22 protein-coding genes are annotated in these 21,090 nt (G+C 71.4%); 11 read left to right on the top strand and 11 right to left on the bottom strand.

The annotated features are described in order from the left end of the window. The first annotated feature begins 198 nt into the window (after positions 1–198). The 3 genes from cspE to IF22_RS33440 all read left to right on the top strand — a co-directional run bounded on the left by cspE (position 199) and on the right by IF22_RS33440 (position 2,368). Positions 199–402 carry a transcription antiterminator/RNA stability regulator CspE gene (gene cspE, locus IF22_RS0129345; protein WP_007464836.1) on the top strand — a complete coding sequence of 68 codons (204 nt, stop codon included), beginning with the start codon at positions 199–201 and terminating at the stop codon, positions 400–402. 223 nt (positions 403–625) lie between these two features. Next, positions 626–1,939 carry a DEAD/DEAH box helicase gene (locus IF22_RS0129350; protein ID WP_030337563.1) on the top strand — a complete coding sequence of 438 codons (1,314 nt, stop codon included), beginning with the start codon at positions 626–628 and terminating at the stop codon, positions 1,937–1,939. 228 nt (positions 1,940–2,167) lie between these two features. Beyond that, entirely contained in the window at positions 2,168–2,368 is a 201-nt protein-coding gene (locus IF22_RS33440) for a hypothetical protein (RefSeq protein ID WP_036412564.1), read from the top strand. A gap of 245 nt (positions 2,369–2,613) precedes the next feature. Here IF22_RS33440 and IF22_RS0129360 read toward each other — a convergent pair whose 3' ends face one another. From IF22_RS0129360 to IF22_RS0129375, 4 genes are read right to left on the bottom strand one after another with little or no spacing between them, the layout of a single operon-like run. After that, complete coding sequence (locus IF22_RS0129360; protein ID WP_030337565.1) at positions 2,614–3,060, bottom strand: RrF2 family transcriptional regulator; 447 nt, start codon at positions 3,058–3,060, stop codon at positions 2,614–2,616. A 1-nt stretch (position 3,061) separates the two neighbouring features. Further along, positions 3,062–3,946 carry an ABC transporter permease gene (locus tag IF22_RS0129365; RefSeq protein WP_030337566.1) on the bottom strand — a complete coding sequence of 295 codons (885 nt, stop codon included), beginning with the start codon at positions 3,944–3,946 and terminating at the stop codon, positions 3,062–3,064. After that, a complete protein-coding gene (locus IF22_RS0129370) occupies positions 3,936–4,715 on the bottom strand; it encodes an ABC transporter ATP-binding protein (protein ID WP_030337567.1) in 780 nt (259 codons plus the stop codon). The genes IF22_RS0129365 and IF22_RS0129370 overlap by 11 nt, the downstream gene beginning before the upstream one ends. Next, positions 4,712–5,776 carry an ABC transporter substrate-binding protein gene (locus IF22_RS0129375; protein ID WP_030337569.1) on the bottom strand — a complete coding sequence of 355 codons (1,065 nt, stop codon included), beginning with the start codon at positions 5,774–5,776 and terminating at the stop codon, positions 4,712–4,714. The genes IF22_RS0129370 and IF22_RS0129375 overlap by 4 nt, the downstream gene beginning before the upstream one ends. A 355-nt stretch (positions 5,777–6,131) precedes the next feature. On the opposite strand from IF22_RS0129375, the gene IF22_RS0129380 reads away from it, so the two are divergent. Genes IF22_RS0129380 through nudC form a run of 3 tightly spaced genes read left to right on the top strand, consistent with a single transcriptional unit; the run spans position 6,132 to position 9,735 of the window. After that, positions 6,132–7,442: a M16 family metallopeptidase gene (locus IF22_RS0129380; protein WP_030337570.1), complete on the top strand. Its 1,311-nt coding sequence runs from the start codon at positions 6,132–6,134 to the stop codon at positions 7,440–7,442. Then, entirely contained in the window at positions 7,439–8,779 is a 1,341-nt protein-coding gene (locus IF22_RS0129385; protein ID WP_030337571.1) for a M16 family metallopeptidase, read from the top strand. Before IF22_RS0129380 ends, IF22_RS0129385 begins: the two co-directional genes overlap by 4 nt. After that, entirely contained in the window at positions 8,776–9,735 is a 960-nt protein-coding gene (nudC, locus tag IF22_RS0129390; RefSeq protein WP_030337573.1) for an NAD(+) diphosphatase, read from the top strand. The genes IF22_RS0129385 and nudC overlap by 4 nt, the downstream gene beginning before the upstream one ends. A gap of 126 nt (positions 9,736–9,861) precedes the next feature. On the opposite strand, the gene IF22_RS0129395 is transcribed toward nudC, so the two are convergent. From IF22_RS0129395 to IF22_RS0129405, 3 genes are all read right to left on the bottom strand, one after another. Continuing rightward, on the bottom strand, positions 9,862–10,137 hold the full coding sequence (locus IF22_RS0129395; protein WP_030337574.1) for a hypothetical protein: 276 nt from the start codon (positions 10,135–10,137) through the stop codon (positions 9,862–9,864). A gap of 235 nt (positions 10,138–10,372) precedes the next feature. Then, the gene (locus IF22_RS0129400; RefSeq protein WP_030337575.1) at positions 10,373–10,612 is read right to left on the bottom strand and encodes a DUF397 domain-containing protein; all 240 of its coding nucleotides are present in this window, start codon (positions 10,610–10,612) and stop codon (positions 10,373–10,375) included. A gap of 72 nt (positions 10,613–10,684) precedes the next feature. Next, positions 10,685–11,665, bottom strand: a complete 981-nt coding sequence (locus IF22_RS0129405) for a helix-turn-helix domain-containing protein (protein WP_030337576.1) — start codon at positions 11,663–11,665, stop codon at positions 10,685–10,687. Positions 11,666–11,878: 213 nt separating this feature from the next. Between IF22_RS0129405 and IF22_RS0129410 the strand changes: the two genes are divergently transcribed. Continuing rightward, on the top strand, positions 11,879–13,231 hold the full coding sequence (locus IF22_RS0129410; protein WP_051708858.1) for an MFS transporter: 1,353 nt from the start codon (positions 11,879–11,881) through the stop codon (positions 13,229–13,231). A gap of 9 nt (positions 13,232–13,240) precedes the next feature. On the opposite strand, the gene IF22_RS0129415 is transcribed toward IF22_RS0129410, so the two are convergent. Continuing rightward, a complete protein-coding gene (locus IF22_RS0129415) occupies positions 13,241–13,483 on the bottom strand; it encodes a mycoredoxin (RefSeq protein ID WP_030337579.1) in 243 nt (80 codons plus the stop codon). A 92-nt stretch (positions 13,484–13,575) separates the two neighbouring features. Here IF22_RS0129415 and IF22_RS0129420 point away from each other — a divergent pair, with 92 nt between their 5' ends. The 3 genes from IF22_RS0129420 (at position 13,576) to IF22_RS0129430 (ending at position 16,607) form a co-directional block, all read left to right on the top strand. Beyond that, positions 13,576–15,741, top strand: coding sequence for an ATP-dependent DNA helicase UvrD2 (locus IF22_RS0129420; protein WP_030337580.1), 2,166 nt, complete (start codon positions 13,576–13,578; stop codon positions 15,739–15,741). Between the two features lie 121 nt (positions 15,742–15,862). Then, positions 15,863–16,111, top strand: coding sequence for a hypothetical protein (locus IF22_RS0129425; protein ID WP_030337582.1), 249 nt, complete (start codon positions 15,863–15,865; stop codon positions 16,109–16,111). Positions 16,112–16,241: 130 nt separating this feature from the next. Next, positions 16,242–16,607: a WhiB family transcriptional regulator gene (locus IF22_RS0129430; RefSeq protein WP_030337583.1), complete on the top strand. Its 366-nt coding sequence runs from the start codon at positions 16,242–16,244 to the stop codon at positions 16,605–16,607. Positions 16,608–16,964: 357 nt separating this feature from the next. On the opposite strand, the gene IF22_RS0129435 is transcribed toward IF22_RS0129430, so the two are convergent. The 3 genes from IF22_RS0129435 to IF22_RS35235 all read right to left on the bottom strand — a co-directional run bounded on the left by IF22_RS0129435 (position 16,965) and on the right by IF22_RS35235 (position 19,815). Beyond that, on the bottom strand, positions 16,965–18,311 hold the full coding sequence (locus IF22_RS0129435) for an ABC1 kinase family protein (RefSeq protein ID WP_030337584.1): 1,347 nt from the start codon (positions 18,309–18,311) through the stop codon (positions 16,965–16,967). Then, a complete protein-coding gene (locus tag IF22_RS0129440) occupies positions 18,308–19,420 on the bottom strand; it encodes a TOMM precursor leader peptide-binding protein (protein ID WP_030337585.1) in 1,113 nt (370 codons plus the stop codon). Before IF22_RS0129440 ends, IF22_RS0129435 begins: the two co-directional genes overlap by 4 nt. Before the next feature lie 224 nt (positions 19,421–19,644). Further along, positions 19,645–19,815 carry a DUF5679 domain-containing protein gene (locus IF22_RS35235; RefSeq protein WP_167457767.1) on the bottom strand — a complete coding sequence of 57 codons (171 nt, stop codon included), beginning with the start codon at positions 19,813–19,815 and terminating at the stop codon, positions 19,645–19,647. A 513-nt stretch (positions 19,816–20,328) separates the two neighbouring features. Between IF22_RS35235 and IF22_RS0129450 the strand changes: the two genes are divergently transcribed. After that, positions 20,329–20,859 (top strand): M48 metallopeptidase family protein, encoded by a 531-nt coding sequence (locus tag IF22_RS0129450; RefSeq protein ID WP_030337586.1) that lies wholly within the window; start codon positions 20,329–20,331, stop codon positions 20,857–20,859. Positions 20,860–21,090: the final 231 nt, after the last annotated feature.

A 21,090-nucleotide genomic window follows, 5' to 3' on the forward strand; every position in this document is an offset into this window, starting at 1 on the left:
ACCGGGTTGCAGTTTTGGTTACCAGAGACTCTGTGTGCGCCTGGCGGGATTGTGGCCCCAGGCGCTCTTTGTTGTGTCCGGAGTTCTCCGGGCGGGGCGACCAGAAGCGACAGGCGATTCGCGCATCCCCGCGCGGAGCGCTCCTCTTCGGGCGTGCAACAAGTGCGCGTCCGACGTTCCGTCAAGGAGACGAAACACATGGCTATTGGCACCGTGAAGTGGTTCAACGCTGACAAGGGCTTCGGCTTCATCACCCCGGACGGCGGCGGCGCTGACGTCTTCGCCCACTTCTCGGCGATCCAGTCCTCCGGCTACCGGAGCCTGGACGAGAACCAGCGGGTCGAGTTCGAGGTGACCCAGGGCCAGAAGGGCCCGCAGGCGGAGAACATCCGCCCGCTCTGATCTTCGGATCGGTCAGCATTACCTGTCGCGCCCTCCGGGTGTGACGGTGACGGGACCGGCCCGCCCCGCCGCCGCCTGCGTCCGCAGGCGGCGGCCCGGCGGCGGGCCGGCCTGTACTCCCTTCGGTTCGTGCTTGTGAGTCCTGGCGGTCTCTTTCCGCTGGTTGACAGCGCCGACTTCGGCGCCCTCCCTCGACACGTGCCGCGTCGAGGAAGGCTTCCGCATGACCACAGTTATTCCCTCTTTCGCCCATACCGGTCTGGCGCCGGCGCTGCTCACCGCGCTGACCGCGCAGGGCATCACCGAGCCGTTCCCGATCCAGTCGGCGACGCTGCCCGACTCGCTCGCCGGCCGGGACGTGCTGGGAAGGGGCCGTACCGGCTCCGGCAAGACCCTCGCCTTCGGGCTTCCCCTGCTGTCGCGCACCGCCGGCCGTAAGGCCCGGCCGGGTCGCCCGCTGGCCCTGGTGCTGGTGCCGACCCGCGAACTGGCCCAGCAGGTCACCACCGCCCTGGCCCCGTACGCCCGCGCCGTCGGGCTGCGCTGCGCCACCGTCGTCGGCGGGCTGTCGCTGCAACGGCAGGCGGACGCGCTGCGTGCCGGTGCCGAGGTGGTCGTCGCCACCCCCGGCCGGCTGCACGACCTGATCAACCGTGGCGACGCCCGGCTCGACCAGGTCGAGATCACCGTGCTCGACGAGGCCGACCAGATGGCCGACATGGGTTTCCTGCCGCAGGTCACCAAGCTGCTGGAGCAGGTCGCGCCGCAGGGGCAGCGGATGCTCTTCTCCGCAACCCTGGACGGCGGCGTGGACCGGCTGGTCCGCCGCTTCCTGAGCAACCCGGTCACCCACTCGGTCGACCCGGGCACCGCGACCGTCACCGCGATGACCCACCACGTGTTGCACGTCGACGCCGCCGACAAGCCCGACGCGTTGACCCGGATCGCCGCCCGTGAGGGCCGCACCATCCTGTTCATGGGCACCAAGCACCGCGCCGACCGGCTGGCCCGTCAGCTGCTCTCCAAGGGCGTACGCGCTGCCGCGCTGCACGGCGGCAAGTCCCAGCCGCAGCGCACCCGGATCCTGGAGCAGTTCCGCAACGGTCAGGTGACCGCCCTGGTCGCCACGGACGTGGCGGCCCGTGGCATCCACGTGGATGGCCTGGACATGGTGGTCAACGTGGACCCGCCGACCGAGGCGAAGGACTACCTGCACCGGGGCGGCCGTACCGCCCGGGCCGGCGAGTCCGGTTCCGTGGTCACCCTGGTCCTGCCGGAGCAGCGCCGGGACGTGTCCCGGCTGATGGCCACTGCCGGCATCCGACCCGAGTCGGTCCAGGTGCGCCCCGGTGACGCGGCGTTGGCCCGGGTGACCGGTGCCCGTGAGCCGTCCGGTGTGCCGGTGACCATCGTCGCGCCGCCGGTGCCCGCCTCTCGGACGCGTACCTCCGGTGGTTCGGCCTCCGACGGCGGCGCCCGGCCGGCGCACCGCGCGTCGGGACGCTCCCGGCGCCCGCGTCGCCCCCGTACCGTCTGATTTTCCGCTCGTCGACCGACCCGTCCCGCTTCGGCTGGGCGGGTCGGTGTCGTTCCCGCCCATCGCGCGCCCTCGGGGCCGCCTCGTGATGAGGGCTCGGTCACCCGTTCGGCTGAGTCGGTAATCAGCCTCCGCTGGGTCGGCTGGCCGACTGCGCCGCAGCCGGTGGTGGTCGAGGCTGACGGACGGGGGAAGTCGGGCGGGGGGCCCGACACGGGAGGGGTGACCATGGCGGGCGAAGCCGGCTCGGGCGCACTGCGTGAACTGATCCTGGTGGTCGCGGTCGCGCTCGCCGGGTTGTTGCTCGCCATGGTCGCGGCCTTCGCGCCCTGGCATGCCACCCCGGCGGGCAATGCTCCCGCCGGTCTGGTGGAGCTGCACAGTCCTGGCGGCCCGGGCTCCGGCCCGGCGGACGCACACGTGGGCTGAGCAGCGACCGGCCTACCGGTGCCGGCGGAGGGGCAGGCCCGGTCAGGATCGGTGCGAGGTGTGGTCGGGTCGGCGGGGCACCGGCCCGACCACATCACCGTCGCCGCAACCCACCGCAACCCACGCATGCGCCGATCTTGCGCTTTCGGTTGTCAATTCAGCAGGATACGTCCCTTTTGCCGCGACAGAAAGTGCAAGATCGACGGGACACGGGGGCGCGGGGGCGCGGGGCGGGGCGGGGCGGGCTAGGGGGTTGTGGGGGTTTGGGTTTGGGTGAGCAGGTTGGCGAGGGTGGTGCTGTCGACGACGGTGGCGATCGCCCCGTGCACCGCCAGCCAGACGTCGGTGAGCCCCGCGGCCACTCCGTGATAGTCGGCCCGCTCGGCCGGCAGGCCGCGCACCGTGGTGAGCGAACCGCCGACCGCGCGCAGCACGTCCCCGACGGTGATTTCGTGGGGCGGGCGGGTCAGCGCGTACCCGCCGTCGGCACCGCGGTGGCTGTGCAGCAGACCGGCCCGGCGCAGGTCGAGCAGGATGCCCTGCAGGAAGCTGAGCGGGATGCCCTGCACCTCGGCCAGGCTGGCAGCCTTCACCAACTCGCCGGCCCTGTCGCCGTCGCCGTCGCCACCACCGGCGGCGGCGACAGCGAGCATCGCCCGGAGCGCGTAGTCGCTGCGCGCGGAGACGAACACGTCACTGACCAGCCTGGTCCAGTACGCCCCAGCGGCGCCGGATCGCCTTGTCCGCAGCGCCGAACGCGGCGTCCACGACCAGGCCGACGACCAGGATGACGATCATCGTGGAGAGCAGCCAGGGCGCGTCGGACAGTTCGCGGGAGTAGGTGAGCTGGGCGCCGAGTGAGGTCTGCGAGATGCCGACCACGAGCAGCTCGCCGGCCATCAGGCTGCGCCAGGAGAACGCCCAGCCCTGCTTGAGCCCGGCGACGATCGCCGGCAGGGCGGCCGGAGCGATGACGTACCGGTAGAGGTTGAGCCCACGGGCGCCCAGGTTGCGGCCGGCGCGCAGCAGCAGCGGCGGCACGTAGTCCACTCCGGAGATCACCCCGTTGGCGATGGACGGTGCCGCTCCGAGCACCACCACGAAGAAGATCGCCTTCTCGCTCAGCTCGAAGAGCAGGATGGCCAGCGGGAACCAGGCGATCGACGGCATGGTCTGCAACGCGGTGATCATCGAGCCGATGGCGGCGCGCAGCACGGTGGACCGGGCCACCGCGAGGCCGAGCAGCAGGCCGACGGCGACCGAGAAGACGTATCCGAGGGCGGCCCGGCGCAACGTGGTGACCAGGCCGTCCCAGAGCTGCGGGCTCTGGGCCTGGGCCATCAGCTCGCGGCCGACCTCCAGCGGGCCGGGCAGCGAGTACGGCGGCTTCCAGCCCGAGAGGACCACGAGTTGCCAGGCGGCGATGGCGATGGCCAGCGCGGCGAGCTTGGGCCAGGTGGCCGCCCAGAGGCGGGTGCCCCGGGAGACGTCCTTGTCCCGACCGGCGATCTCCAGCGCGTCCAGGCCGGTGATCTCGGCGTCGGTACGCGCCGAACTGGTGAGGGTGTCACTGGCCATGGCGACCCACCTCCGTACGGAGCCGCTCGGTGACCTCGGCGGCGATGGCCGCGACCTCGGGGGAGTCGATCCGACGGGGGCGCGGGATGGTCACCTCGGTGGAGTAGATGATCCGGCCGGGTCGGCTGGAGAGCAGGATGATCCGGTCGGCCAGTCGGGCCGCCTCGCGGACGTTGTGCGTCACGAAGAGCACCGAGAGTTGGCGCTCGGACCAGATCCGTTCCAGCTCGTCGTGCAGGATGTCCCGGGTCATCGCGTCCAGCGCGCCGAACGGCTCGTCCATCAGCAGCACCGGGGTGTCCAGGGCCAACGTGCGAGCCAGCGCGACCCGTTGCCGCATCCCGCCGGAGAGTTCGTGCGGGCGCTTGCGGCCGAAGTCGCCCAGGTGCACCGTCCGCAGCAGTTCGGCGACCCGCTCGCGGCGTTGGGCCCGGGGGAGCCGGCGCAGCTTGAGGGGGACCTCCACGTTGGCGTCGACGGTCAGCCACGGAAAGAGCGCCGGTTCCTGGAACATCAGGCCCGGGTTGACGTCGCCGGCCAGGGTGATCTGGCCACCGCTGACCCGGTCCAGCCCGGCCACCAGGTTGAGCAGGGTGCTCTTGCCGCAGCCGGACGCGCCGACCAGGCAGACGAACTCGCCGGGCGCGACGTCCAGCGACACACCGTCCAGGGCCAGGACGGCGCTCGACCCGCGTCCGTACACCTTGGTCACGCCGGAGAGCGCGACGGCTGTGGTCGCGCTCCGCGGCGTCGTCGTGGTCGACGTCATGGCTGGACGACCTCGGGCTTGCCGGCGGCCTTCAGCGCGTTGTTGAGGTACTTCAGGTCGTACAGGCCCTTGAGGTCCACCGGCTCGGTCAGCTGCACGTCGACGGCGTGGTCGAGCCCGGCCTTGAGGGAGGACGGGATCGGGTCGTTGGTGAACTCCAACGTCGGCCACGCCTGCTTGATCAGCTTCAGGTCCAGCGGCTTGCCGGTGATCTTGCCGATCGCGTCGGAGATGGCCTGCTGCGCCTCCTCCGGCTTGGTGTTGACGAACTCGTTGGCGGCCACCTGGCCGTCGACCAGCTTCTGCACCACGTCCGGGTGCGCCTTGAGGAACTTCGTGCTCACCAGCAGGTTGGTGATGACGAACTTCTTGTCCGGCCACAGGTCGCGCTCGTCGACCAGCACCTTGCCGCCGGCGTTGACCAGGCGGGAGACGAACGGCTCGGGCACCCAGGCGCCGTCGATCGCGCCACTGGTGAACGTCTCGATGGTCTGGGCGTTCTCCTGCGGCACGATCTTGACGTCACCGCCACCCTCCTTGGTGGTGGTGAGGCCCTGCTGCTTGAGCCAGTACCGGACCGCCACGTCCTGGGTGTTGCCCAGCTGCGGGGTGGCGATCTTTTTGCCCTTCAGGTCCTGCGCCCCGGTGATGCCGGGCTTGACCACCAGCGCCACGCCGCCGGACGCCGCTCCGGAGATGACCCGGACAGCCTCGCCCTTGGACTTGGAGAAGGCGTTCACTGTCGGGTTCGGACCGATGTAGGTGGCGTCCAGCGCGCCGGAGAAGACCGCCTCGATGGCGGCCGGCCCGGCGTTGAAGGTCTTCGGGTCCAGCTTGACGTCGGTGCCGAGCTTCTCCGCGAAGATGCCCTTCTCCACGCCGACGACCGCTGGCGCGTGGGTGATGTTGGGGAAGTAGCCGAGGCGCAGCGTCACCGGGCCGGAGCTGCCGCCCGCGCCCCCGCTGTCGTCGCCGCACCCGGCGGTGCTGCCCAGGGTCGCCGCGCCGAGGGCGGCGAGGGTCATCAGCGTGACCGTCCGGTGCAGGGGGAGCCGTCTCATCGTCCATCCAATCCGCAGTATTCCTACTTAGTTGGTAGGAAGAGTGGGCCAGGCCGTGGTCAGCGTCAAGACCCATCCACATGGCGGGATGGCGCGTCTCAGTTATGTCGGCATTTCCTACCAGCTTGCTGTGATAAGCGGCGTAGCGTTGGCGGGGAGCGACCGGCTGCTGGCCGGGACGAGCCCGGAGCGGGCTCGCCGCCGCAAAGGCCCGGTTCCGTCGGATCGACTCGGCCGCACCGCGAGGAGGCCGAACGGGTCGCCAACGAGGTGCTGACCCTGGTGACCGCCCCCGTCGCGGCGGCTCCGGGAAGGTCGCGGGTGGCGACCGTGTCGACGCGCTAGGGTCGACTCCGTGGCGGCGCGGAGATCCAGAATTCCAGCGACGAAGTATCCGGTCGAGCGGTTCACCCTCGACAACGGCCTGCGGGTGGTGCTCACCCCCGATCGCAGTGCCCCGGTGATCGGGGTGGCGGTGGTCTACGACGTCGGCATCCGCTCGGAGCCCGAGGGGCGCACCGGCTTCGCCCACCTCTTCGAGCACCTGATGTTCCAGGGCTCGGAAAACCTGGAGAAGCTGGCTCACTTCCGGCACGTGCAGGGCGCGGGCGGCACCTTCAACGGCTCCACCCACCTGGACTACACCGACTACTTCGAGACGTTGCCGAGCAACGCGCTGGAACGCGCACTGTTCCTGGAGGCGGACCGGATGCGCGGCCCCCGGCTGACCGAGGAGAACCTGCGCAACCAGGTCGACGTGGTCAAGGAGGAGATCCGGGTCAACGTCCTCAACCGGCCGTACGGCGGTTTCCCCTGGCTGACCCTGCCGCCGGTCATGTTCGACACCTTCCCCAACGCCCACGACGGCTACGGCTCCTTCGACGACCTGGAGTCGGCGACCGTCGCTGACGCAGCGGACTTCTTCCGCCGCTACTACGCCAGCGGCAACGCCGTGCTCGCCGTCAGCGGTGACATCGACGTGGCCGAGGCGACCGAGCTGGTCAGCCGGCACTTCGGCGACGTGCCGGCCCGGCCGGCACCGCAACGGCCCGACTTCACCGAACCCGACCTGAGCGCCGAGCGGCGCACCTCGTACACCGACGCCCTGGCGCCGCTGCCGGCGGTGGCCGGCGCGTGGCGGGTGCCCGACCCGGTCACCGACTTCGCCGGCTACCTGCCGTACGTGGTGCTGGCCGAGGTGCTCACCGACGGCGACGCGTCGCGGCTGGTCGAGCGGCTGGTGCAGCGCGACCGCACCGTGACCAGCCTCGGCGGATACCTCGGTTTCATGGGCGACCCGTTCGACGTCCGCGACCCCACCGCGCTGCTGTTGCAGGCGCACCTGCCGCCCGGGGGTGACGTGGACAAGGTGCTGCGCACCATCGACGAGGAGCTGGACCGGCTGGCCACCGACGGGCTGACCGACGGTGAGCTGGCCCGCACCCAGGCCCGGATGGCGACCCACCTGCTGCGGGACACCGACGCGGTGCTCGGTCGGGCGCTGCGGATGGCAGTGCTGGAGCAGCAACGCGGCGAGCCGGGCCTGCTCAACGAGTTGCCCCGGCTGGTCGGCGAGGTCACCGAGGAGCAGGTCCGGGCCGCCGCGGCCACAGTGCGCCCGGAGCGTCGCGCCGCCATCGAAGTCATCCCCGGAGGTGCCCGATGACCGGGACTGTGGCCGCCGCGCCGCGCACGCTTCCCCCGCTCGGTCCGACCCGCAAGCTCAAGGTGCCCAAGCAGGCCGAGCGGACGCTGCCCAACGGGCTCACCGTGATCGCGGTACGCCGGCCCGCCGTGCCCCTGGTCGAACTGCGGCTCTGGGTGCCGTTCGGACGGGTGCACCTGGCCCGCGGCGCGATGCTCTCGCAGACCATGCTCTCCGGCACCGGGTCGATGACCAGCGTGCAGATCGCCGCCGAGTTGCAGAAGGTGGGCGGCGGGCTCTCCGCGGGCGTCGACCCGGACCGGCTGATGCTCTCCGGCGCCGGCCTGGTCACCGGTCTGGACCGGATGCTGGAGCTGCTGGCCGAGGTGCTGATGGGCGCCAGCTACCCCAGCGACGAGGTGGCCACCGAACGGGACCGACTGGTCGACCGGATCCAGGTGGCGCAGAGTCAACCGGCGCACCTGGCCCGGGAGGCGCTGCTCAAGCGGATCTACGGCCGGCACCCGTACGCGACGCAGACGCCCGAGCCCGACCAGATCCGGGCCGTCCGACCGGCGGCCCTGCGCACCCTGCACTCGGAGCGGGTGCATCCGACCGGCGCGCAGTTGGTGCTGGTCGGTGACGTGCAGCCGGAGAAGGCGTTGGACGCCGCCGAGCGGGCACTCGGCGGCTGGTCGGGTGCCGGGCGTACGGCCGACCTGCCGGCGACCCCGCCGCTGGAGCCGGGGCCGCTGCTGCTTGTCGACCGGCCGGGCTCGGTGCAGTCGTCGCTGCGGATCGCGCTTCCGGCGGTGTCGCGCACCGACCCGGACCACGCCCCGCTGCAACTGGCCAACCTGATCTTCGGCGGCTACTTCTCCTCCCGGTGGGTGGAGAACATCCGCGAGGACAAGGGCTACACGTACGGCCCGCACTCGGGTATCGAGCACTCCGTCGCCGGGTCGGTGCTGGTCGCCGCCGCCGACGTGGCCACCGAGGTCACCGGTCCGGCGCTGCTGGAGACGACGTACGAGCTGGGCCGGTTGGCGTCGCTGCCACCGAAGCCCGAGGAGTTGGAGCAGGCCCGGCAGTACGCTCTGGGCACCCTTCAGCTCGGCATGTCCACCCAGGCCGGGCTGGCCGCGTTGACCAGCGCGTACGCGGGCAACGGGCTGCGCCTGGACTTCCTCGCCGAGTACGCGGCGCGGTTGGCGAAGGCGAGCATCGAGGACGTGGCGCAGGCGGCGGCCCGGTACCTGGCACCGGCTCGGGCGGCGATCGTGGTGCTCGGCGACGCGGAGCGGATCACCCCGGGGCTGGCCGCGCTGACCGCTGTCCACACCGAGCGACAGGCGTGAGCGGGGAGGCGGCGCCGCCGTTGGCGCGGTCCACGCTGGATCGGGCGGCGCACCGGCGGGGCGACTCGCAGTGGTTGACCGAGGCGTGGTTGCGCGCCCGGGTGCTGCTGATCGACTCGACGGACGACGGTCGGACGCTGGCCCGCACCGAGACGTCGCCGCCGACGTTGGTGCTGTTCGGTGCGGCTGACGTGCCCGCCGGCTCCGAGTCGGCGGCGATGTTCCTGGGGGTCGAGCCGGACGGGGTGCCGGTCTTCGCCGTCGACGCGCCGCTGCCGGCGATCCCGGGGACCCGGGCGGTCCACCTCCGCGAGGTGGGTCACCTGCTCGCCGACCGGGAGGCCGGCATCTTCACCACCGCGCTGGCACTCGTCAACTGGCACACCCGGCACGGTTACTCGACCAGCACCGGTGCGCCGACCGCGATGGACGAGGCCGGTTGGTCCCGGGTGGACCGCAACGGCGGGCGGATCTGGCCGCGTACCGACCCGGCGATGATCGTGCTCGTCCATGACGGCGTGGACGGCCCGGACGGTCGCTGCCTGCTCGGCAACAACGCCGGCTGGCAGGGCACCCCGGGTGGTCGCCGCTACTCCTGCCTGGCGGGCTACGTGGAACCGGGGGAGTCGGCGGAGGCGGCAGTGCTGCGCGAGGTCCGCGAGGAGGTGGGCATCGGGGTCGAGCGCATCGGGTACGTGGGCAGCCAGGCCTGGCCGTTCCCCGGCTCGCTGATGCTGGGCTTCCTTGCCACCGCGAACCCGGCCGAGCCGGTGCGGGTCGACCCGTCCGAGATCGCGTACGCCCGGTGGTTCTCCCGCCAGGAGATCGGGGCGGCACTGGCCGGGCAGACGGTCGACGTGGGCGACGGGGCCCGACTGGTCCTGCCGCCGCCGTCGTCGATCGCGCTCTTCCTCATTCACCGGTGGCTGGACGGCTGGGTGGACGCCGACCGCTGAGCGCGGTCCCGGCCCGCGACCGCCGTTGCCGCGACGGTCACGGGCCGGGAACACGGGCCGTCGTGGTCGGTGGGTGCGAGTAACGCGGCGGGGGAGCCGATCCGACCACGACGGACGACCTGTGAATCAGGTGCCGAGGCGGCCCGGTCTCTGTCGGAAGGCGGGCCGTGGCTCGATCAGCGGGAGGACCTTGACCCGCTGCTTGCCGGCGCGGACCGCGCCGACCGTGGCGAGGGCGCGGGCCAGCAGGAGTGCGGCGTCCCGGTCCTCGGCGTGCACGATCTGCCGTCGCGGCTCGGGCGCGGTCGTCTCGTCGCGAAGTCGATGGCCGTCCGCCCAGGCGGCGGCGATGTCCCCGTCGGCGACGGCGCGGATGTCGGTGCGAACGATCAGGAACCGCATGTGGGTCTCCGGATGAACCGCGACGGATGAGCAGTGTGGAAGTTCCACGTATCCGAGGGCCATGTTACGCCCCGTGTTCGTCTCAGCAACTGAAACGCGCCTATCGGTTTCGAGCCTCGTCCGATCAGTCGATGGCTGCTCAGCAGGGTTGGCGGGTCACCGGGCGACGGGTCGACGGGTGTGACGAGACGGGGCCGCCGGCGCTACGCCGACGGCCCCGTACCCGATGACCGGGTCAGTTCAGATCGAACTGGCCCTTCTTGGCGCCGGTGATGAAACCGAGCCACCCTGCGCGGTTGAACAGCAGCACCGGGCCGCCCCGGTCCTTGCTGTCGCGTAGGGCGACCGCCGACGGGCCGGTGGCGAGCGGGGCGACCTCCACGCAGTTGGAGGTCTGGCTGCGGGTGCTGGTACGCCACGGGGCGTCCGCCAACGAGTGGGCGGAGACGGACGGCGTGTTGCGGATGTCGTTCATGGTTCTGCTCCTGATGTGCAGCGATCCGATGGGACGAGTGGTGCCGCACGCCCGACGGAGGTCCCCCGTGGATCACCGGTCCGTCAGTCGCCCCGAACCCTGGCGGCGTTGGGTCGGCGCCGTTGCCGGCCCGAACGCCACTGTGGATGGGGGCGTCGCCTCGGTCAGCCGTCCCGCCGCCTCGATCAGCCAGGAGAGGGTGTCCGAGGCGTTAAGTGCCGCCGTGCATAGCCACTCGAACACCACTTTATAGCGATTTAGCGTGATTGCCTCGGTCGACATGACGTCGGTGAAGCCACCTTCGATGGCCAATGTCTCCGGATCGAGGGGATCGGCGAACCGATAGACCGAGAACGCGGTCGGCGGAAGGAACCAACTGCCGATCTGGGTGTCCCGGAGCAGCACGTGCAGGGTCACGTTCGGCAGCAGGGCCAGCTCGCAGAGTTGGAGCAGCTGCTCGTGCAGCACCTCCGGCGGCCCGGCCCGGCGGCCGAGAGCGGCCTCCTCCAGCACGGCGGTGTAGCGGGGAGCGTGCGGCTCCCGGGTGAGCAGCGACTGGCGGGCCAATCGCGCCTGCACCTCGGTCTCCGGCTCGTCGCCGGGCTCCGGCTCGCCCGCGCCCGCGCTCACCTGGCGGGCCGACACGATCCGCAGCTGGGCGTACCCGGGGGTCTGCAACAGGCCCGGCACCAGCACCGGGTTGTACTCGGAGATTTCCGCGCAGCCCGCCTCCAACTCGGCCCAGCCGCGCTGCTGCTGCGTCATCACCGGGAAGTTCTTCAACCAGCCGCGCATGTCGCCGGCCTCGTTGGTGATGCCCAGCAGCTCGTCGTGCAGCGCCTGGTCGGCGCCGTAGAGGTCGAGCAGGTCGCCGACGTCCTGCGGGTCCGGTCGGCTGCGGCCATTCTCCAGGCGGGACAGTTTGGACGCGGAGGCCCAACCGATACGCTCGATGACCTGATCGCCGGTGAGGCCCGCGGCCTCACGCAGGCGGCGCAGCTCGATGCCCAACCGGCGACGACGCAGGATCGGGCTGGGTGCGGCAGGAGGCACAGTGTCCTCTTTCCCGTCGACCGCCGCAGACGCGACGGTAACTGTATGAAATTCGCCCCCCACGGTCAGTATGGACGGCGCGACCGGTGTCGGAGGTTCCGGCGAGGGCGTGTCTTGCGAAAATCGGACCACGGGAATGCCGGACGACGACGGACCCGCGGTCGCGGCCGTCGACCTCGCCCACCTGGGCACGCCATCCCGCCGGAGGGACCCATGCGCACGATCCTGCGCCGACCCGACTTCCGTCTGCTCTTCGGCGGCCTGCTGGCCAGCATGACCGCCGAGTCGATCCTGCTGCTGGCGCTCGCCATCTGGGTCAAGGATCTGACTGGCTCGAACGGGTTGGCCGGTGCCACGATCTTCGCGGTCATCGCGCCGATGACGCTGGCACCGCTGGTCGGCTGGGTCGTGGACCGCTACCCGCGCCGACCGTTCTTCGTCGCCGCGAACGTGGCGACCGCCGCCCTGCTCACCCCGCTGTTCACCGTCCACGACGCGGGCGACGTCTGGGTCGTCTACCTGGTGGCCGCCCTCTACGGACTCTCGTCCATCACGCTCGGTGCGGCGCTCAGCGGGCTCATCCGCGAGTTGGTGCCGGTCGAGCTGCTGGCCGAGGCGAACGGCGTGCTGCAGACCGTACGCCAGGGGATACGACTGGTCGGCCCGCTGGTGGGCGCGGCTCTCTACGCGGCGCTCGGCGGCTGGGCGCTGGCCGGAATCGGCATGGTCGGATTTCTGACCGCGGCTGCGGTGGTGACCGCGCTGCCCGCCCCGCAACAGGTGCCGCCGACCGTACGGCTGCGGTGGCCGGCCGAGCTGGGCGCCGGCCTGCGGCACCTGGCCGGCGAGCCGGCCCTGCGGCGGGCCCTGCTCGGCTACGGGCTCGGCTCACTGGTGATGGGCTTCAGCGAGTCGCTCATCTTCGCCTACGTGGACCAGGGGCTGAACCGGGATGCCGCGTTCGTGGGTGTGCTGGTCACCGTGCAGGGCGTTGGTGGTCTGCTCGGCGGACTCTGCTCACCGACGCTGGTCCGCCGGCTCGGCGAGGTCGGCACGCTGGCCGCCGGGGTCGCCTTCTTCTCGCCGGCCGCGCTCGCGCTCGCGTACCCCGATCTGCGGCTCGGGTTCGCGGCGGTGCTGCTGGCCGGGGTCTCGCTCCCGCTGACGATGGTGGGTTTGCACACGCTGATCCAGCGCCGCACCCCGCCCGCGCTGGTCGGCCGGGTCGCCGCGGCCACCCAGGCGGTGGTCAGCGGGCCGCAGGCGTTCTCCATCGGGGCGGGTGCCCTGCTGGTCGGGTTACTGGACTACCGGCTGCTGTTCGCGCTGGTCGGAGTGGCCACCCTGGCCGCCGGTAGCTACCTGTGGCGGGGCCGCCACCTGAGCGCGCCGCCCGGGGCACCCGCACCGACGCCACCCACCCGCCCGACGCTCCCGGCACCCCGCCGACCGGTTGAGGACACCGACCGACCCGGGCTTCCAACGCCCGCCGACCGTCGCCACCGTGACTCGTGCCCGGACACGACGAACGGCCGCCCCGATGGGGCGGCCGTGCGCCGAGGATGAACCGGCAGATCAGGCGTTGAGGGTTTCCAGGTGCTGCTTGACCTGGGTGATCGAGGGATTCGTCAGCGCGCTGCCGTCGGCGAAGCGCAGCGTCGGCACCGTCTGGTTACCGCCGTTGACACTCATCACGAACTCCGCGGCCTTCGGGTCCTGCTCGATGTCGACCACCTCGTAACCGATGCCCTCCCGGTCGAGCTGCGACTTCAGCCGGTGGCAGTAGCCGCACCAGGGGGTGGAATACATCGTCAACATGGTCGGATCCTCCAACTCCTCCGGCCGCGGCTTGCCGATCAAGCCGAGGCTGTTCGCTGCAACGCTGGGAGGAGCTGAGATGATTCCTGGTTGTGGCGGTTCACTCAGCGTCGGAACAGGTGCTCGCCGGGCTGGACCCGGAGCAACGCGCCGCGGTGACCGCACCCGCCGGCCCGGTCTGCATCCTGGCCGGCGCCGGCACCGGCAAGACCCGCGCGATCACCTCCCGAATCGCCCACCGGGCGCTCTCCGGGGAGATCTCCCCCCGACACGTGCTCGCTGTCACCTTCACCGCCCGCGCCGCCGCCGAGATGCGGAGTCGTCTCACGGTGCTCGGGGTGGGTGGCGTCCAGGCGCGGACGTTCCACGCCGCCGCGCTGCGTCAGGTGCGGTACTTCGCGCCCCGGCTGCTGGCCGGGCGTGCCATGCCCGAACTGCTGGACAGCAAGGTACGACTGGTCACCCTCGCTGCCGCCCGGGTCGGCCTGCGTACCGACCGGGCCGCCGCCCGCGACCTGGCCGGCGAGATCGAGTGGGCGAAGTCGTCGCTCGTCGAACCGACGGACTACGTGGTGGCCGCGGCCCGGGCGCTGCGCGACACACCCCACGAGCCGGCGAAGGTGGCCGACGTGTTCACCGCGTACGAGCAGCTCAAGCGCTCGAACGGTGTGATCGACTTCGAGGACATGCTGCGGGCCGCGGTGTGGGGGATCGAGGAGCACCCGGACGTCGGTGAGCAGGTCCGTGGCCAGTACCGGCACTTCGTCGTCGACGAGTACCAGGACGTCAACCCCCTCCAACAGCGGTTGCTGGACGCCTGGCTCGGCGGCCGGGACGACCTGACAGTGGTCGGGGACGCCAGCCAGACGATCTACTCGTTCACCGGGGCGACGTCGGCGTACCTGGTCGACTTCCCGCGCCGACACCGCAACGCCACGGTGGTCCGGCTGGTCCGTGACTACCGCTCCACCCCGCAGGTGGTCGGGCTGGCCAACGCGGTGATCTCCCAGGCCCGGGGCACCGAGGCGCGCCTGCGCCTGGAACTGAGCGGCCAGCGCCCCCCGGGCCCCGAACCGGATCTGCGGATCTTCACCGACGAGCCGGCGGAGGCGAACGCGGTGGCCGCGCGTTGCCGGTCCCTGATCGACGCGGGCACCCCGGCGAAGGAGATCGCCGTGCTGTTCCGGGTCAACGCGCAGTCCGAGGCGTACGAGAAGGCGCTCACCGAGGCCGAGGTGCCGTACGTCGTGCAGGGCGCGGAGCGGTTCTTCGAACGAGCCGAGGTGCGCCAGGCGATGGTCGCGCTGCGTGCCGCCACCCGCTCGATCCCGGGAGAGACACCGTTGCCGGCCGCCGTCGTCGAGGCGCTCACCGCCGTCGGCTGGACCCCGGACACCCCACCGACCGGCGGTGCCGCCCGCGAGCGGTGGGAGGCGCTGTCCGCGCTGGTCCAGCTCGCCGAGGAGTACGCGGCGACCCCCGAGGTCGTGCCGATCGGCGAGGCCGCCTCGGTGGAACGCCCGGTCACCCTCACCGACTTCACCGAGGAACTGGCCCGCCGGGCCGCCCAGCAGCACGTACCGACCGTGGACGGCGTGACGCTGGCGTCCCTGCACTCGGCGAAGGGCCTGGAGTGGGACGCGGTCTTCCTGGTCGGTCTCGCCGAGGGCACCCTGCCCACCACGTACGCGAAGACCGTCGAGCAGGTCGAGGAGGAGCGCCGGCTGCTCTACGTCGGGATCACCCGCGCACGCGAGTGGCTCTGGCTGTCGTACGCGGCCGCGCGGTCGCCGGGCGGACGGGCCCGGCGTCCGTCGCGGTTCCTGCCCCAACTGGACCGCTCCGGCGGCACCGAACGGGCCAGCGGCGGCACCGGTCCGGCCCGCCGTCCCGAGCGGCGACGCACCCAGATCGTCTCCTGCCGGATCTGCGGTGCCACCCTGCTCGCCGGCCCGGACCGAAAGCTCGGCCGCTGCCCCACCTGCCCGTCCGACATCGACGATGAGCTGCACGAACGGCTGCGCGAGTGGCGGCAGCGGGTGGCCGGTGCGCAGAAGGTCCCGGCGTACGTGGTCTTCACCGACGCGACGCTCGTCGCGTTGGCCGAGCGGCGACCGGCCCGGTCGGAGGAGCTGATCGCCATCGCCGGTATCGGCCCCCGCAAGCTGGGCCTCTACGGGGAGTCGGTGCTGGCCCTCGTGGCAGGTGCCGGGGTGGACGATGTCTGCCCGGAGAAAACTTTCGAAATCTCGTCGTAAATTCGTTTGCCCTCGCCCCGGCGCGAGGAATAGCCTCAGGACACACCACGCGAGCGGCGCCATTCCGGCTGCTCACGGGGGCGGTCCAGTCGATTCGAGGAACGTGAGGGAGGTGGCCACCGTGAAGATCTTCACCTATGAGCGTCTGACGGCGATGCCGTCTGTCTGCGCTCCGCTGTCGGCTGTCCGGGTGGCCCTCACGGCTGCACGACCGTCGGTTCCGCAGGTGCACCAGGTTCAGGCCGAGCTGACCCTGACCGTCGCGCCCGTCGGAGTCGAGGGGACCAGTGGCTTCACGGGCATGGGCATCAATGACGTCAAGAAGCGCATGGATGTCCGCGGCGTTCCACCTCGAGGTAAACCGGTCTGACCATCAGACTCCGGCTCACCTCGAGGCCGCGGAACCCGCTTACCGGGATCCGCGGCCTCAGTTTTTTGCCCGCCGTAAGTACGTCGGAATGCGATCCACGAGATCGAAGTGAGAGAGAGGTGACCGGGAGATGAGTCTGGCGTTGGCCCCCCTCGACATGAGCGTCGAGATGGAGGCGAACCTGCCCTGCCGGAAGTTCGACCCCGACCTGTGGTTCTCCGACTCGCCCACCGAGCTCGAGCTGGCCAAGTCGCTCTGCGGGGACTGCCCGCTGCGCGTCGAGTGCCTGGCCGGAGCCGTTGAGCGAGCGGAGCCCTGGGGCGTCTGGGGCGGCGAGATCTTCGAGCGTGGCGCGGTTGTCCCGCGTAAGCGGCCCCGTGGCCGTCCGCGTAAGGAGGACGTCGCCCGAGACGCCGCGCTTCGGGTCGAGGCCGAGGCGCGCCTGGCAGCCAGTGGGCTGTCCGAGGTGCGTGGCGCGGTCCGGCTGGCAGCCTGACATGTTCCCGACCCGTTCCAACGACGCCGGTGTCCTACCGGCAGTGAGTGAGAAAACGATGTTGAACATTCCGAGTGGAGCCTTCGAGATGCAACTACTCAACGAAGCGTTGACCAGGGCTCGAATGCGCCGGCCTCAGGCCGGTCGTACCACCACGAGCACTGAGGCAACCCGATCCGCCCGTACCGTCGCCATGACCGGCCGCAATCAGGCGGCTCGCGACCTGGGCGTTCTCTAGTACCACTCCACTCAGAAGGGCGGGTGCCGACCGGCACCCGCCCTTCCTCACGTTCTCAGCCCCTCACGTTCTCAGGCGACCGGGCATCGGCCTGCTCAGGCGACCGGGCCTCGACCTGCTCAGGCGACCGGGGCGAAGCCGGGCAGCCAGCGCTCGAGGATGCTCCGGTAGGGGGCCTTCGCCTCCAACTGGCAGAGCACCCCGATCGACCCGAGCGTCACCCGGTGGATCAGCAGGTACGACGGTGGCAGGTTGAGCTGCCGGCTCAGCTGGTACGTGGGGGAGCGAGGGCTGGCCAGTCGACCCGCCTCGGCCCGCAGCCAGGCTCGGGTGAACCGGAAGCCGTCCGCCGCGATGGGCTCCAGCATGGGACGGATGAAGTCGAGCACCCCCTCGGCGTCGATCTCGTCGGCCGAGCCGATGAACCCCTCCGACCGCAGCCCCGCCACGACCTCGTCGGCGTTGCCGCGCAGGGCCATCGCGGCGATCCGACCGATCGGCTCCGGAGTGCCCTCCGGCATACGGGCCACCGCCCCGAAGTCGATCACGCCGAGCCGACCGTCGGGCAGCAGCCGGAAGTTTCCCGGGTGCGGGTCGGCGTGCAGCAGCCCGGCCCGCTGCGGCGCGGAGAGGTGCAGGGTGGCCATCAACCGGCCGGCCTCGTTCCGATCCTCCTCGGTGCCCTCCCGGATGATGTCGGCCAGCGGGGTGCCCGTCACCCACTCGGTGACCAGCACCCGCGGCGAGGCGTTGACCACCTCCGGGATGTAGATCTCCGGATCGTCGGCGTACGCGGACGCGAAGGCGCGCTGCGACTCGGCCTCCAGCTCGTAGTCCAACTCCTCGGTGATCCGTTCGCGCAGTTCGGCCAGGAGCGGCTTGACGTCCAGGCCGGGCTGGATGGCCCGGAACATCCCGCCCAGTCGGGAGAGCTGCTTGAGGTCGGCGAGCAGGGCGTCGCCGGCCCCCGGATATTGGATCTTGACCGCCACGTCGCGGCTGTTCGGTGCGCCCGCCGCGTCGAACCCCGGCTCGCGCCAGCGCGCCCGGTGCACCTGACCGATGCTCGCGGCGGCGGCCGGAACGTCGTTGAACTCGACGAACAGGTCCCGCCAGTCGGGGCCGAGCTGCTCGGCCAGCACCTTGTGCACGCTGGCGGCCGGCAGCGGCGGCGCGGCCTCCTGCAACTTCGTCAACGCCTGCCGGTAGGGCGCGGCGATCTCCTCCGGCAGAGCCGCCTCGAAGACCGACAGCGCCTGGCCGAACTTCATCGCCCCGCCCTTGAGCTGACCCAGGACGCTGAACAGCTGCTCGGCGGTGCGCTGTTGGATCTCCGCCGAGATCACGTCGGAGGCGAGCCCGGTGACGCGCTTTCCCATCCCGAGAACGGTCCGGCCGGCGAAGCCGAGCGGCAGGGCGGCGAGCTTGGCGGTGCGGGACACGGCGCGGCGCGGGATGTCGGTCACCCGGTCATTGTTACCGACCGGAGGGCCCCCCTGCTGCTCTGCGGCCGGGCTGGTGCGGACACTCGACCCTGCGAGCACCCGCACGCCGGGTGTGGCGGCCAACCCCGACGACGGAAACGGCCGGCACCGGCGATCTCCACGGCACCACCAAGCGTCTCCGGTTGGCCCCCGTCCAGCTGTGTCAGCGCCTCGGCCAGCGCGTACCCGCAGGCCGCGAGCAGGGTGCCGGTCGTTCCGGCGGCCACCGGGTCGGCGACGGCGAGTTGAGCGGCGAGCCGCGGCCAATCCGGGTCGCGGTCGGCCCGGTGCAGCTCGACGCAGTGCAGGCAGGGCCCGGCGGGCGGGCGGACCAAGGGCCCGATCACCGGTACGCCTTCGCGGAGTGTGACGAGCAGGTGCGGCTGCCGGCGCTGGGCGAAACCGGCGGCGAGCAGCGCGGGAGGCCGGTCCATGCCGAGCTGGATCACCAGGTCGACCCGCCCGGCGCGGCTCGGGTGGGTGCCGGTGCCCGGCGCGACGCGATCGACCGCGGCCCGTACCGCCGATGCCAGCGGGCGACCCAGGTCGGCGGCGGGGATGCCCGTGCCGATCAGGTCGACGGCGCGTACCGGGCCGGTGAGCTGGGGAATCACCTGGCCCACGCCGGACTGGGCCAGCGCCACCGTCAGGGGCCCGCCGAGCGCCCCGACACCGGTGAGCAGGACGCGGGCCGCCCGCCGCCGACGCAGGACCTGAGCCGGGGTGCCGGGCAGCCGGGTGGCGGTCAGGGCCAGCGCGCCGGCCTCCGCCGCGAGTCGGGCCCGGACCGGGCCGGTCAGGTCGCGGGGGACCAGGCTGTGCGCCGGCACCAACAGGCCGGCAGCTTGCAGCGCGTCGAGCAGGGTACGCGCGTCGTTGGCGCTGACCTGGGCGGTCGTCGCCTCGGCCAGCACGGTGCGCTCGCTGCGGGTGCCGTCGAGCAGGTCGAGCAGGTGGGCCGCGCGGGGGTTGGCCAACTCCAGCAGGACTGCCGGACCGGGGCCGACGCCGAGCTGGAGGGTGTGCCGGTCCCGCCAGAGCCGGTTGAGGCCGGGCAGCAGGGTGGGGCGGAGCAGTGCGGTGCGGCTCATGTCACGAATCGTGACCGCGTCTTCGCGCTCGGTCGATCGTTGTCCACAGGCGGTCAGGCCGCTGTCCAGCGCTATCCACAGGATCTGGCGGGTTTTCCACAGCCCGCGAGCCGTGTTGTCAGCCAACCGACAGGGCCGCCCCCGACGCCGGTGGCGTCGAGCGCCGATCGGCAACGGGGGTGGGGTGGCCACCGGCCACCCCACCCCCGTTCACCCCGTTCGGGTCAGACCTTGGCCTTGCCCAGGATGCGGTTCACTGTTGTTCCGCATACCGGACACTTGCCCTTGGCCATGTTCATTCCGGTCTTCGAGACCTCGACGTGCCCCTCGAAGTCCCGCTTCTCCTTGCACTTCACGCAGTAACCGTTGTAGGTCGTCTGGGCCTGGTCGGCCACGGTGCCCTCCTCGTCTCGTCCGCCGGTCAATGCCGTTCCGGCGGGGTGCCCGGCGGCGGGCCACACGGGGCGCCGGCGCTGGGTCTCACTCCGCGGCCACCTTCGTGACCGCTGGTTCGCGGACCCTACCCAGGTCTGGGCAGTTCCATGTCAGCTGTGCATCGACACTGTGAGCAAGTCGACGTCGAGAGTGTGCATGGCGAAATAGGTCGGATAAGTCAGTTTGGCGGGGACACGCCGACCAAACCCTGACAGCCACCCGTGCGAGTGCCCCCGCAGGGGCATCCGGGACGGTGATCACCTACGGTGGGGACGTGCCGCGTACCCGCGTCATCGGCGTTCACGAAGGGTGACGAGATGGCGCGATGGCGCATCCGTCAAGAAATTTTCGGGACGCCTGGCGACCAATCACCATTTTCTGGGCGCGTGTCGTGCGGTTGACTCTTGCGGACCCCTGGTCAGTGGGCATTAGCTTTCCTTCGTGACACGTAGCCGAGGCTGCGCGGGCCAGTGATGGCGGGGACGCGCAAGCCTGTCGTCGAGGTGCGGCGCAGCCAGCGTCGACGACGCACGGTGTCCGCGTACCGTGACGGTGAGCGAGTGGTCGTCCTCATCCCCGACCAGTTCTCCCGCGCCGAGGAGAGCGAGTGGGTCGACCGGATGCTCGCCCGACTCGCCGCGCGTGAGGGGCGACTGGCCCGCTCCGACGCCGAGCTGCTGGCCCGCGCCAACCGGCTCATCGACCTCTATCTCGCCGAGTACCCCGCGAAAGCGGTCCCGGCCAGCGTCCGGTGGGTCACCAACCAGAACGGCCGGTGGGGTTCCTGCACCCCGGCGGACCGCAGCATCCGCATCTCGCACCGCGTCCAGGAGATGCCCGAGTGGGTGATCGACTACGTGTTGCTCCACGAGTTGGCGCACCTCATCGTGCCCAGCCACAACGCCCGGTTCTGGGCGCTGGTCGGTCGCTATCCCAAGGCGGAACGCGCCCGCGGCTACCTCGAAGGGGTCGCCGCCGCCTCCTGCGCACCGCTCCCCACCTGATCCACACCCTCCCACCCCCCCCCGGGGCGCGTGGGTTCCGGCGCACCAGGCCCCGTCGGGTGCCGCGCCGGACACCATCTGAGGCGCGATCAGCCTAGATCCACTCGGGTTCCTGAATATCGCGCTATTGATGGCCCTGGGACACCGCGACTTCAATGAAACCGAGTCGATCATGCCGCCAGGCCGCGCCGGGTGGGTCGGGTCGGGTCGGGCCGGGTGGGTCGGGTCGGG

The sequence above is a fragment of the Micromonospora parva genome, assembly GCF_000718515.1.
Taxonomy (GTDB): Bacteria; Actinomycetota; Actinomycetes; order Mycobacteriales; family Micromonosporaceae; genus Micromonospora; species Micromonospora parva.